Below are 11,654 nucleotides of genomic sequence, written 5' to 3' on the forward strand. Positions count from 1 at the left end.
CGGTGCGGCAAGCGACCGAGTGGCCCCGCACCTCCGGCCAGCGGGACGAACGGAGATTACGCACTGCGTTCGTGATCACTACCGGGCGTCCTCTGAAGGCAAGGGCTTCTCTCGCGCGTGGTGTTCTCGGACTCCCTCGACTCCGTGCAGAAGGTCGAGCAGCTCCTGCCCGACAACGACCGCGACAACAGCTCCGTCGCCCCCTCACCCGACCTGAAGTCCGTGGTCTTCCTCTCCCGGCAGGGCAAGGACGTCGCCGAGCTGTACCGCCTCGACCTCTCCCCCGGCGCCACCCCCAAGAAGATCGGCTCCATCGCGCCCAACAGCCCCGGTGTGAAGTCCGAACTCCGCCTGGTCGCCTGGCAGTAGCCCACCTGAGACATATGCCCCCGCCTGAAGGCCTGGCTCACCGCGGTGAGCCAGGCCTTCAGATTTTCCGCGGAAAATCCGGCACTCCACCGCGGCCAAGCCGGCTCACCTGACGGCGTCGGCGGCGCCGGACCGCACCGACAGAATTTTCCGCGGAAAATCCGCCCGAGCAGCTACTTCCGCCAGCGACCGCCAGAACAAGAGAGTGCCCCTGGAACTGAGGTACCGGGGTGCCTAACCGGGGGAAGACAGCGGCCCCGGTTCGCCCGGCTAGCGCTGTGACCGGGAACCTTCACCGGGTTGGGGCGGCCAGGCAATAGGAAAGCTCGACCGTCTCCCGGCAAACCGCGCACCGTCCACCGTCCAATGGAGAACGACAGTGTGCGGCCAGACATGCAGAGGCGGCATCCCGTTCCTTCCCGCCAGCACCTCAGGGCGAAGGATTCCGGTCGGACGAGTGATATCCATCGGCCACGGCGACCGAGGCGATGACCCCAGTTCCGGTGCGCCCCAGCCAGACGACGGAGGGTCCTTCGGCGGGGAACGTCACGAGGTCCGCTCCGTGCCCCTCTTCGCTCGCGCGCTCGAAACGGTCATCGAAAAGACTTTCCGTGTCACGGGGCTGCCGGTTGCCGGCTTGCTGTCGTCGCCAGAACTCGCGGAACGGTCCTGTCAGTGCGGGCCAGGCAGCGGCATCGGAGAAGCTCCCCATGTTCGTCTCGGAGGTGAACCCAATCCGGTCCCCAGGACGAATCGTCTCAATGTCGTCTCCGACACCGATGGCCATCTCCCAGCTCATTACGGGGGTCTCAGTAATACACAGGCGGATGGCGGCTACTTCCCGGCCGTCGAAACGCTCGCCCATAAACTCGTATGGCGCTTGCGTCCAAGCGGCCTCCACCCGGTAGTTGCCAGGTGGGATCCGCTCCGCCAGTTCCCGGCCGACTCGCACCGTCAGCTCCGGGTCGTCATCCTCCGGCCATGGTGAGTCGACGATGAGACGGCCGCTGGGGATGCGGATCGTGGTCACTTCTCTCACTTCGGCGACCTGGACGAACGTCGTCGGATCATCGGGACGCGTTCCAAGCCGTGTCCCCGGTGTGAAAACCGCTTCCAGATACCAGGTCTCCTCGGGCCCGGCGGCAAGCCGGACATCTGCTGCATGGCCCATGCGCCGACGATAGTGGGTCGCAACGACACAGTCCGCGCGCCGGTACCCCGGTGGCCGCACAGGCCCTGCTGATCAAGACGCCACCAACGGCCGTCCACCCCAGCGGATGCCCTTCTCGCTGCGGATGCGGGCGCGTTCTCGGCGTTGGGCGTCGAGGACGTCGGGGTGGCAGGCGTTGGCGTTGCGCCAGCGCAGGTAGGCGTGCCGTCCGCGGGTATGGACCGTGTGGCTCGGGTGGTTCGAGTTGGCGAGGGTGAACTGCCGCGGTCGGCCGGAGTGTGCCCCGAACGGGTTCGCCCAGGAGGCGCTGGTCGGGGTGAAGCACATGTGGACGTTGTTGTTCTTAGCCCAGCGGAGCACCATCTTGCCGTTGTGGGCGGAGAGGTTGTCCAGGATCACGTAGACCGGGACGCCGTCCGGGCGGGCGGCCCCGATCTACCTGAGCGCGGCCAGGGTGTCGTCGCCGATCGAGTAATAGCTGTTGGAAGTAGGTGACGCCGTGGGTGCGGTGGTATTGGTACTGCCTCGGCGCACGATCCGCTATAATTGCCGGCCTTCATGATCCGTGAGCCTGCAAACCCTGACCGGCTCCGCCATCGCACCCTTCCGAGCTGAACGTCCCACGACATCCAACCGGCCGAGGGCCCGCCAGCACCAACCCGGTGGACCTACGCCGAGCACCGCCAGCGGGGGTACAGCCTGGAACTGGCTGTACCCCCGCTGGCGTCGTCACGCCTTCGGGAGGGTTATCCCCAGTTCGAGCATGGCCGGCGAGGCCGGGCCGCCCTCGGAGCGCTCGGTCTTGTAGCCCTTGACGCCCGGGGCGACGGTGCGCGGGTCGACAGCCTCGGAGGGGGCGCCGGTGGAGTAGAGGCCTTCGGGATCCTGGTCGCGGTCGTGGGGCAGGAGCCAGAAGACGCGGCGGCGGAAGGTACCGGAGGCGCGGGAGGACTTGGCGTCGGGGCCGAGGGTCGCGTAGCCGACCATGCGACCGTCGCGGTGGTAAGCGGGGCGGCCGCGGCGGGTGGTGAGCCGGTCAAGGGACTGGCGGACGTAGTCGAGGCCGGCGGTGTCTTCAAGCCAGACGAGGTCGGTTTCGTGGGCGAGCTCGGCCGGGTCGATCAGCGCGCTCACGCGTTCTGCTCCTCTGTGTCGTCGGTGATCAGGCCGATGCCCGGGTAGTACTTGCGGCTATTGGACAGGACCATCTCTTTGGGAGAGGTCATACCCAGTGTCTCCCGAACTCGTGCGGCGAACGCACGGCCGGATACGGGATTGGCGCCTTCGAAGCCGCACCAGCGGGTGTAGGCGCCGAAGAGCTGGGACTGCTCGGCGCGCATGCCCTCACCGGTGGCGCAAGACTCCTTGAGGAAGCGGCCGACGTGGTCCTCGGTCTCGGCATAGGCGGTGGTGGCGGTCTGGACGCGCTGGGGACCGGCTAGGTCCTTCTCGCCGGCGAAGTAGCGGCGGGCGCCGTCGATCAGCCAGGCGAGGATGCCCGGGCCCTCCTCGGCGACGAGGACGTGGGCCAGGTTGTCGATCTTGCGTTCCTCGGGGACGACCCGTTCGAACGGAATCAGCCGCATGCGGCGCCAGAAGGCGAATCCGCCGGTACCGACCTCGGGGCGGTGGTTGCCGAGCAGCCAGAGCTTGTGGGTCGGCTCGAAGGAGAAGAAGTCCTGGCGCATCCGACGGGCCTTGATCTTGTCGCCGCCGGTGAGGAGCTTGACCCGGGCCTCGTCGAAGCGGTCGCCGGGCTTGAGCTCGGAGCAGACGATGATGCGGCGGCCGTGGAGTTCGGCGAGGTCGGTGGGGTGACCGTCGAAGGTTTTGGCCATGAGGAAGCCGGGCGGAGCCGCGTCCGCGTAGTCGCCGAGGAGCTGGATCATGACGTCCAGGAGGACGGACTTGCCGTTCTTGCCCTGGCCGTAGAGGAAGGGCATGACTTGGGCGCCGACGTCGCCGCTGATCGAGTAGCCAAGGAGCAGGTGCAGGAAGTCGCGGGTCTGGCGGCCTTCCTTGTCGTCGCCGAAGGTGTCGGTGAGGAAGCGGTCCCAGCGCGGGGTGGGCATGCGGGCGGGGGCCAGGGTGGTGGATCGCGAGTGGTGGTGGATCTTGGGGTCCGGCGCAACGACGGCGCCGGTCCGCAGGTCGACGACCCCACCTGGGGTGCACAGGGCGTAGGCGTCGGCGTCCAGGAGGGCGGCGTTGAGGACCATGCCGGGGGCGGACTTGGCCTGGGCGAGCATGGCGTTCATGCCCGAAGTGGACAGGGCTCGCCGGCGGTGTCGGCGAAGGTCGGTGTTGGTGTAGAGGCCGCGGGGGTCGTGGGTGGCGATGTTCTCGGCCATCTCGCCGGCGGCCCACACGACGGTGTCGTCCTCGTCGAGCTGCCAGCGGTGGGTGGCCCAGCGGTACCAGCCGATGCCGGGGACGTGGCGGTAGTCGCGTCCGTAGAGGTGGACGAAGAGTTTGGCGTTGCCGCGGTCGGAGAGGGAGTCGGGCAGGAGGCCGAGCGGGCTCGCCTCGGGGCCGCCGGTGGCCTGTACAGCGGCCTTCGGGGCTGGCTGGGGCAGGCCGGCGGGCGCGGTGTCGAGGAGGCTCTCCTGAACGACCGTGCCGGGCCGGGGCGGCGGGGAGGGGCTGGGGACCGGGGGGTACTCCAGGATCTGCTGGGCTGCGGCCACGGGATCGAAGACCGTCCTCTTGCGGGTGCTGTCGTTCATCCGCGCGCCTCCCTGACGTGCAGGGGCTGCCGGGTGCCTGCGGCAAGGCCTGAGCGGATGACGGCGGAGCTGTGCCTGTCCTGAGTGGGACGGGCGGTGCGGGCGGCGTCCAGGAGGAGTCGCTCGGCGGTGGCGTGGGTGAGGTGGCCAGCCGAGACGAGGCCTCCTGCGGTGAAGGCTGCACGGTTGAGCTTGCTCGTGAAGGCGGCTCCCTCAGGGGTGGTGGCGCAGTCGGTTACGTCCTGGAGGACGGTGTCGAGGATGCGCTCGGCTCCTCGCTTCCCGCCTCCTGCTGCCACGACGGCCTGTCGGCCACGGGCAGGGATGGCCGGCTGAGGGGCCTGAAGGGGGCTAGGAGGGCTCTTGAGGTGTCCGGTGCGGGTGAGTTCCTCACTGAGCCAGTGGGGCAGCGGAGCGGGCGTTCTGGCCCCTGGGAGGGCCTCGTACGTGCCGGCGGCTGTAACGGTGCCGGGGGCGACGATGTAGCCGCCGTGCGCGCGGACGTCGACCTGCCAGGCAAGGGCTCTGCCGCTGGAAGAGCCGGTGGAACAGGTGAACTGACGGTGGGTGTGGTCCTGGTACCAGATGTGCAGGCCTCCGGAGGGGGTCCGCACGCGCAGGGTGTCGGCATCGGTGGCTGGGTCCGGGGCACCACGGAGAGCCGCCAACAGGGCGAGCGTGTGGTAGCCGTTCTCCAGGCCATCGAGGCTGACACCTTCGTGGATCGGGATGCCGGGCAGGATCCGGTCACGGGCCGGGACTGCGCTGGTGTGACTGTCCACGTCGATGACGACCAGGCCTGCCGGGCCGCAGGCGACACCGGCACCGAAGTCGGGGTTGGCGCGCCACCAGGCGGTGATGACGTCCTGGTCGAGGGTGGCGGCGTGGAAGCCGTGGCACCAGCGACCGGCCGCGGGGCAGGGGCAGTCCGTGGGGGCGTGTCGGGCGTCCTGGCAGGGGTGGCAGTTGGCGGGCGGCGTCTTGCGCCCGGGGGCCAGCGGGTGGACGGGCCAGCCCCGGGCGGCACACCAGCGGGCCACGGCCAGTGAGTCCGGCTGGCGGACCGTTCGGTCGCTCCCCACGGCCTTCGGCGCCGTCACGCTGGTCCCTTTCCCCACGATCGGTAGCTGCTCGAAACCTTTGGTCGCTCGCTGCGTCGCTTGGGCAAACAACCAGGTCAGAGTGCCGGTGAGTGCCCGATCAGCGACTGAAGCGACCGAAGTTCAGAAGATAGCTCACACAGACTAGCCGAGCGAGCACGCGGTGGCCCGGACCGGCGGAGTCGCTGGCAACCCCAGCGACCGAAGATGAGGGCAGCGACCGAACCGTTCAGTCGCTGGTTTTGGATGCTGGACATTTTCGCAGGTCAGGGCCGCTTTTCAAAGCAAACAGCGACTGAAGCGACTGAAGCTCGGGTCTATAACGCACACACGCACACGCACGCACGCGGGAATGTCGTCATATACCTGACCTTGAGTCGCTTCAGTCGCTGATCGAGGGTCTTTACGTGCTCTGACCTGGTCTTTTATCCAGCGACCGAAGCTCAGCTACTGAAGCGACTCAGTCTCTCCGCGAGTCCTCTCCGGCGTGTCGCGCTGGCTGCGGGCTCCCCGAGCGTCCTGGTTTCGGTCGCTGAGTCGCTTCAGTAGCTCCGGTCGCTCGCAGAGTGAGGATGCCTTGGATGGCTTGTGAAGGTTCAAACAGCGACCGAAGCGACCGAACTTCCAGGGTCTGTTGTGCTCAAACCGCCCGCGAAAGCGCGCAGCCGTCGGCGCGGCTGCTGCTGTTGGACCGCTCGCGATGACGGCTGCTTAGCTGGGGCTGACAACTCCATGTCGGAGCCGAGCGTGAGTGAGAGTTGGCCGGTGGACACTCCCCATCTGGAGGAGGTACGCCTGACCTCCTTCAAGAGCTTCACCGACCAGTGCCTTCCGCTCCAGGACCTCACCGTGCTGATCGGACGTAACGTCAACGCCCGCGACACGGAACTCAGGCGCAGCGCCGACAACGTGAGCGCGGCGGTGGAGAACCTGCGTCAGAGCGACCCTGTCGCGTTCGACCGGCTCACGGACTTGGTGGCAGGTATGCCCGAGTACCCCGTGCGGGGCATCAGCAGCGTCGACACGAGGCTTGGCGATGTACAGCTGGTGCTACGTGAGTGGGGTTTCCACGGCACGGACCAGGACGTCCCCGCACGGCTGCTCAGCGATGGCATGCTGCGTTTCCTGGCCTTCGGCACCGCGCTGCTCAGCGCGCCGGTGTCGGACGGTGACGAAGCGCCGATAGAGGCCCAGCGCCACCTGGTGATCGAGGAGGTCGAGAACGGCCTCTACCCGACGCAGGCCGCGCGCGTGGCCAAGGTGGGTTTCGTGCGTCCGACCGCGACGGTGATCGAGACCGGTAACCACGTCTTCCAGATCAAGGACGGTACGGCGCGTCGTGTCTGCGCCTCGGTCTTTATGAGCCTGTTGGACAAGACCTCCCGGGGAGAGGCGCCCTGGGTCCTGCACGAGCGGACCTGGGACGGCGCGTTCCTGGCCTCGCTCTGCATTGGTGGTACGACCGGCCATGAACCTGGTTGAGCACGCCGTGCGCCAGCAACTGGCGCACCGGGGACCTGAGCATCGTCGCCGAGCGGGATCTGTAGTGCGTCCTGGGCGCAGGCCGAGGTCCGCATCTGGACGCTGGAGTCGACGATGGGGACGTGGGCCGAGCTGCCGTGAGCGCGGTGGACCTCCGAGCTCCCGGGGCGCGGGATCAGGGGAGCCGAGCCCCTTGCGGAGATTCTTTCCTCTCAGGTGACCGCCGCCGACGTGGCGGCTCTCCCGGGCATGGCCGACGCCAAGGTCGGCCAGAACATCCCGCGCAACGAACGCGCCCAGCTGCCCGTCGCCGGCCCCCTCGTCGACACCGGCTCCTCCTCGGCGACTCCGGTGATTGCGGGCGTCGGCGCGGGCGTCCTATTGCTGGGCACCGCTACCGTCGTGGTCGTCCGCTGCCGCAAGGGCATCACTGCGGCGTAACCCGCCGTCGGGATGGGGACCAATCGGGCCGATGAGCCTGCGTCGGCCCGGTCCTGAACCGACCCACCCATACGCTGACGGCCGGGTCTCTCGCACTCGAAAGTGCGAGAGACCCGGCCGTCTTCCCCAAGCGCCGCCGCCGTACAGGACGGCGGCCGACTGGGGATGTGAGTTCAGGTGCGGCGAGGGGGCACCGACCGCCGGGCTGCGGATCAGCGCGTTCTCCGATCCTGACGCGGTGCTCAGTCCAGTTCGGCGAGGCGATGAGACGGTGCCCGCCTCACGAACCGGTGAGGCGGGCACCACGGGTGTGCGTCAGCTCGGGAGCGTCAGCAGCCGGTTGGCCAGGGCGTCGGCGAGGCGATGGGCCTCGTCGGCCGAGAGGGTGCGGCAGATCGCTTCCGCCAGTTCTTCGACGTCGTGCCAGTCCACAGCGGCCAGGGTCTTGCCGGGGGTGACCGTTGGCTGGGCTGCCGGTGGGACCGCCGGTGACGGTTCCGCCCGCTGTTCGGGCATCGGGCGGGGCTCGGAATTTTCCGCAGAAAATCGGCTGGTGCTCGGAGCCGGTTCAGAGCTTGGGCGCGGAGACGCGGCCGGTGCCGGCGGCTGCGGCACAGGAGCGGCCGTGGGTGTCTGCGGCTCTGGGTGCGCAGCCGCACCGCTGGCTGCCGCCCGAGCCTCCGCCTTCGCTGCGCGCCTGGCCACGACGGCGTCAGCGTCAGCCTGGAGAAGCTGTTCCAGCTGCTCGGTCTGTTCGGCCAGGGACATGTCCTCGATGCCCTTCACCGAACCCAGGCGGCGGGCGACGTTGATGGAGATGCCCTCCTCGCCGCGTGCCTTGGCCCGGACCTGCCGCTGGAGCTGAGGGTGGAGCTTCAGCAGGTTCTTCCGGTGGGAGATCCAGCTCTGGGACCAGCCCTCGGCCTCGGCGGCCTCCTTGGCGGTGCTGTACTGCACCACGATGAGCAGGACCGCGTTGGCTTCCTCGATCGGGTCGAAGTCCTTGCGCGCCATGTTCTCGTCGAGCGCCGCCCGCAGCAGGGTCGCCTTGGACTCGGCCACCGAGTCGTCGACGACGACGAGCAGCTGCTCACGCCCGTACAGCGCGGCAGCGGCCCGGCGACGGTTGCCGTTGACGATGACCACGTCCTGCGGCCCCGCGCCGAGCTGTGCCCGGTCCTCCGGCCAGAGGCGGAGGTAGGCGTCTGGGGTGACGGCGAGGCAGCTCTGCAGCTGGCGGTCCTTGATGCTGGCCAGGTCGGAGAGGTCACCCAGGTCGTGGCGGGGGTTGTGCGGGTTGGGGAGGCAGTTCGCCGTGGGGATCCACCGGGCCGGGGTATCCGGGGCTTTGTCCACGCCCGGGGCGTCGACGACCGGGTCGGCGGCCATCGATGCGAAGGAGACGCGACGGCCGGCCATCAGCGGCCCCCGTACCCGAGCTCGAGGGACAGGCGGAAGAAGTCCTCGCGGGCCCGGTAGGCGGTGCCGCTCTCCTTGTACTGGGTGACGACCGTTCCTTCGGCCACCGCCCGGGAGTGGATTTTGTACCGGCGCAGGACGGTATTGGCCCGCGGCCACCCCCTCGCGGTGATGTACGCCTCGGTGTCCTCAAGGTCGGCCCGGCCGTCCCGGGGGTCCCAGTTGTTGATGACGATCCGGTAGGGGATGTTCATCGGCTCGATGACCTTCTGGATGGTCCGGGCCGTGGGGTCGAAGCAGAGCGGCTCGGTGATCATCGGGACCAGGACGTCGTCCGCTATCTCCAGGGCGCTGCGCAGGATCTCCTCGTCGGCCAGGGTGCCCGGCGTGTCGATGAAGATGTGTTCGTATTCGTCCTTCTCGCCGAGTACGTCGAACGTGCAGGCGGCGAGGTTGACCGTGGTGGTGGTTTTGCCGACGCCGCCCTTCTGGTTGGCGATGACGTGGATCTTGGCGCCGGTCTTCTTGAGGTGGACCAGCTGCTCGGCTTGGTCGTGCGCCGCCATGAAGTCGAAGGGCAGGTTGTCCCCCACCCGCTCGGCCCAGACGACGGCGGATCCCTGGGGGTCTGTGGACACGACAAGCACAGATGGCTTCATGATGTTCCGTTCTCTCCGTGGGCTTCCCGGGCGGGTCTGCCCGGTACTGCGGATGTCCGCCGTTCAAAGCCGTGCGGCGGACTGGGACAGCATTCCAGATGATCGGCCCGGTACGTCACGCGACCCGCGTGTGCCGGAGCGCAGGTGCCCGGCTCACGGGGCCGATTTTCCGCGGAAAATTCCGCGACCCGCGTCGGGCAGCGTTTTCGCCCAGGAAGGCCTCCAAGGGTCCGTCGGTGTCGATGCCCTGATCGCGGAGCCCGCAGACTGGGGCGTTGGCGCGCCCTGCATCGCGGAGCCGCCGGGTGGGTGTGAGTCCCTTCGTCCCGGATGGGAACCGGGAGGCCCATGCCTGCGTCGAGATCGTTCGGAGCCGCCCTAGGACCCGCCCTAGTGAGTCACGGGACCAGCGAGAGCGATGAGGCCATGGGGCAAATACTTTTGAATAAGCGTCATTTCAGAAGCACACTGGGCGATGTCTGGATCGCATGCTCCTGGGTTGACGACTGGAGGTCAACACAAGAGCAACACAACTCCCCCACCTGACGGCTTGGCCGACTCATGGTCTTGTCGACAAACCGCAGGCACCAGGCCTCTCGCCTGGCTAAAGGGACTGGCGTTCACCAGGGGGAGCGCGTCAGAATCACAGGGCACGGTGATGATCTAATGATCAATCAACTGGGCACGCAGAAAGCGCAAGGGGGATGTGGTGCGCGGCAGGAGCGACCAAATCAGGACAGAAATGATCAAGCGATCGCGCCGCACCACTGTGCGGGCCTTCGCCGTCGCAGGCGTCCTGGCGGTGGCGGCGACCGCTACCGCGTGCAGCAGCGGATCCGACAAGCCCGTCGCAGCGGCGACAACCCCTTCGGTAAGCCCGACCCCCGTGGCGACGGCGTCTGCCACGCCCTCCCCGACGGCGGATCCGACGGCGAAGGCGACCACCGACGTTCTGGCCGCGTACAAGGCGTACACCGACTACCGGACAGTGGCCTTCACCTCGGGGCACGGCGACGTGAACAAGCTTTCTGCCGTCGCGTCCGGAGCCGCCTATCAGAAGCTTGCCGCTGACCTGTTCAAGGCTCAGCAGGCCGGCCTGATCTTCAAGGGAGCCCCGGTCACCAACCCGCATGTCGCGGCGGTCGACCTGGCTAGTTCGCCGGCCAAGGCCACGATGACGGACTGCCTCGACACCTCGAACTGGATCCCGGTGCTGGCGTCCACCGGCAAGAGCGTCGTCGAGAGCGGATCACCTACTCATGTCTTCGTGAATCTGGTGGCCGAACAGGTGCCTGACGGGACGTGGAGGATCAGCCAGTATGCGCCGGAGCAGGGGCGCACATGCTGAGGCGTGGGACCGCGCTGTTTGGCGCCGGACTGGTGGGCCTGGCGATGTTCGTGGCCGCGCCGGCGGCACAGGCCGGCGGCGGTGAGTGCAAGGAAAAGATCAACGACGTCTGCGTCTCCGTCGATCTGCCGGGCACGCCGCCAGGCAGCGGAAACGGGGGCGGAAACGGCGGAGGCGGCTCGGGAGGCGGTGGTGGTGGCTCTGCCGCCTGCACCTGGCAGGGGCAGACCGTCCCGTGCAACTCGCCCGACTGGGGCTGGTTCAACGCCGAGAGTGGGTGCTATTACAACCTGATGAACCCGCAACCGGATCCCACCAGCTGGGTCTGGGTGGGGCACAAGCCCGGTGACGGGGCCATCTACGGCCGTACGTGCCCGTTCGGTTACGAAGGTGACTCGGCTCCCAACGGGCCGGTGTGGCTGGAGAGCCCGCCTCCCGGCTTCGGTGGTGGCGGTCCGACGCCGGCGCAGTTGGCGCAGGAGATCTTCGCCACGATGGATTTCAAGCTCCCGGATATCGGCACCGCCCCGGAGAAGGGCGCCAAGGGTGTGATCGGGATGCCGGTCTGGCTGTGGGCGAAGCCGGCAGAGGCATCCTGGGGGCCGTGGACCAAGTCGAAGTCTGCCGGCAGTCTGTCGGTCACCCTGACGGCGAAGGTGACGCAGATCGACTGGACGATGGGCGACGGCGGCTCGCGGACCTGCACGGTCCCTGGTACCCCGTACACGCCGGACAAGGGGGCTGCGCAGTCGCCTGACTGTGGCTACCGCTACACCACGACCAGCGCAGGCAAGCCCGACGGCAAGTTCCAGGTCAGTGCCACGACGACGTGGGCTGTGCACTGGGAAGGCGGTGGCCAGCAAGGCGATCTGCCGGCAATCAAGAAGACCGCGAACACGGCGCTGACCGTGGGCGAGGTCCAGGTCCTCAACTAGGTTC

General features: G+C 68.1%; 11 protein-coding genes and 1 pseudogene. 5 read left to right on the forward strand and 7 right to left on the reverse strand.

The genetic code is table 11. From position 1 onward, the window contains the following. Positions 1 to 117 precede the first annotated feature (117 nt). Positions 118 to 369 (forward strand): hypothetical protein, encoded by a 252-nt coding sequence (locus tag F7Q99_RS30745; protein ID WP_153467297.1) that lies wholly within the window; start codon positions 118 to 120, stop codon positions 367 to 369. A gap of 430 nt (positions 370 to 799) precedes the next feature. Here the strand turns inward: F7Q99_RS30745 and F7Q99_RS30750 are convergent, their stop codons facing one another. The 5 genes and pseudogenes from F7Q99_RS30750 to F7Q99_RS30770 form a co-directional block, all read right to left on the reverse strand. After that, entirely contained in the window at positions 800 to 1,540 is a 741-nt protein-coding gene (locus tag F7Q99_RS30750) for a DUF4241 domain-containing protein (protein ID WP_153467300.1), read from the reverse strand. Between the two features lie 72 nt (positions 1,541 to 1,612). Next, positions 1,613 to 2,078, reverse strand: a pseudogene (locus F7Q99_RS43410) (IS630 family transposase); the annotation flags it as partial. Between the two features lie 191 nt (positions 2,079 to 2,269). Then, entirely contained in the window at positions 2,270 to 2,674 is a 405-nt protein-coding gene (locus tag F7Q99_RS30760; protein WP_326847353.1) for a DUF6009 family protein, read from the reverse strand. Continuing rightward, a complete protein-coding gene (locus F7Q99_RS30765) occupies positions 2,671 to 4,266 on the reverse strand; it encodes a DNA primase family protein (RefSeq protein ID WP_153467303.1) in 1,596 nt (531 codons plus the stop codon). The genes F7Q99_RS30760 and F7Q99_RS30765 overlap by 4 nt, the downstream gene beginning before the upstream one ends. After that, on the reverse strand, positions 4,263 to 5,366 hold the full coding sequence (locus F7Q99_RS30770) for a bifunctional DNA primase/polymerase (protein ID WP_326847354.1): 1,104 nt from the start codon (positions 5,364 to 5,366) through the stop codon (positions 4,263 to 4,265). Before F7Q99_RS30770 ends, F7Q99_RS30765 begins: the two co-directional genes overlap by 4 nt. Positions 5,367 to 6,131: 765 nt before the next feature. Here F7Q99_RS30770 and F7Q99_RS30775 point away from each other — a divergent pair. Together F7Q99_RS30775 and F7Q99_RS30780 are read left to right on the forward strand one after the other, a co-directional pair. Then, complete coding sequence (locus F7Q99_RS30775) at positions 6,132 to 6,848, forward strand: AAA family ATPase (RefSeq protein WP_326847355.1); 717 nt, start codon at positions 6,132 to 6,134, stop codon at positions 6,846 to 6,848. Positions 6,849 to 7,064: 216 nt separating this feature from the next. After that, positions 7,065 to 7,289: an LAETG motif-containing sortase-dependent surface protein gene (locus F7Q99_RS30780; RefSeq protein WP_153467309.1), complete on the forward strand. Its 225-nt coding sequence runs from the start codon at positions 7,065 to 7,067 to the stop codon at positions 7,287 to 7,289. 315 nt (positions 7,290 to 7,604) lie between these two features. Here F7Q99_RS30780 and F7Q99_RS30785 read toward each other — a convergent pair whose 3' ends face one another. Together F7Q99_RS30785 and F7Q99_RS43415 are read right to left on the reverse strand one after the other, a co-directional pair. Continuing rightward, a complete protein-coding gene (locus F7Q99_RS30785) occupies positions 7,605 to 8,708 on the reverse strand; it encodes a ParB N-terminal domain-containing protein (RefSeq protein WP_153467312.1) in 1,104 nt (367 codons plus the stop codon). Then, the gene (locus F7Q99_RS43415; protein ID WP_326847356.1) at positions 8,708 to 9,346 is read right to left on the reverse strand and encodes a ParA family protein; all 639 of its coding nucleotides are present in this window, start codon (positions 9,344 to 9,346) and stop codon (positions 8,708 to 8,710) included. Before F7Q99_RS43415 ends, F7Q99_RS30785 begins: the two co-directional genes overlap by 1 nt. Positions 9,347 to 10,109: 763 nt before the next feature. Here F7Q99_RS43415 and F7Q99_RS30795 point away from each other — a divergent pair. Both F7Q99_RS30795 and F7Q99_RS30800 read left to right on the forward strand, forming a co-directional pair. After that, positions 10,110 to 10,715, forward strand: a complete 606-nt coding sequence (locus F7Q99_RS30795; protein ID WP_153467315.1) for a hypothetical protein — start codon at positions 10,110 to 10,112, stop codon at positions 10,713 to 10,715. After that, positions 10,709 to 11,650, forward strand: coding sequence for a hypothetical protein (locus F7Q99_RS30800; protein WP_153467318.1), 942 nt, complete (start codon positions 10,709 to 10,711; stop codon positions 11,648 to 11,650). Before F7Q99_RS30795 ends, F7Q99_RS30800 begins: the two co-directional genes overlap by 7 nt. The last annotated feature ends 4 nt before the right edge of the window (positions 11,651 to 11,654 follow it).

This window comes from Streptomyces kaniharaensis, from assembly GCF_009569385.1.
Taxonomy (GTDB): Bacteria; Actinomycetota; Actinomycetes; order Streptomycetales; family Streptomycetaceae; genus Kitasatospora; species Kitasatospora kaniharaensis.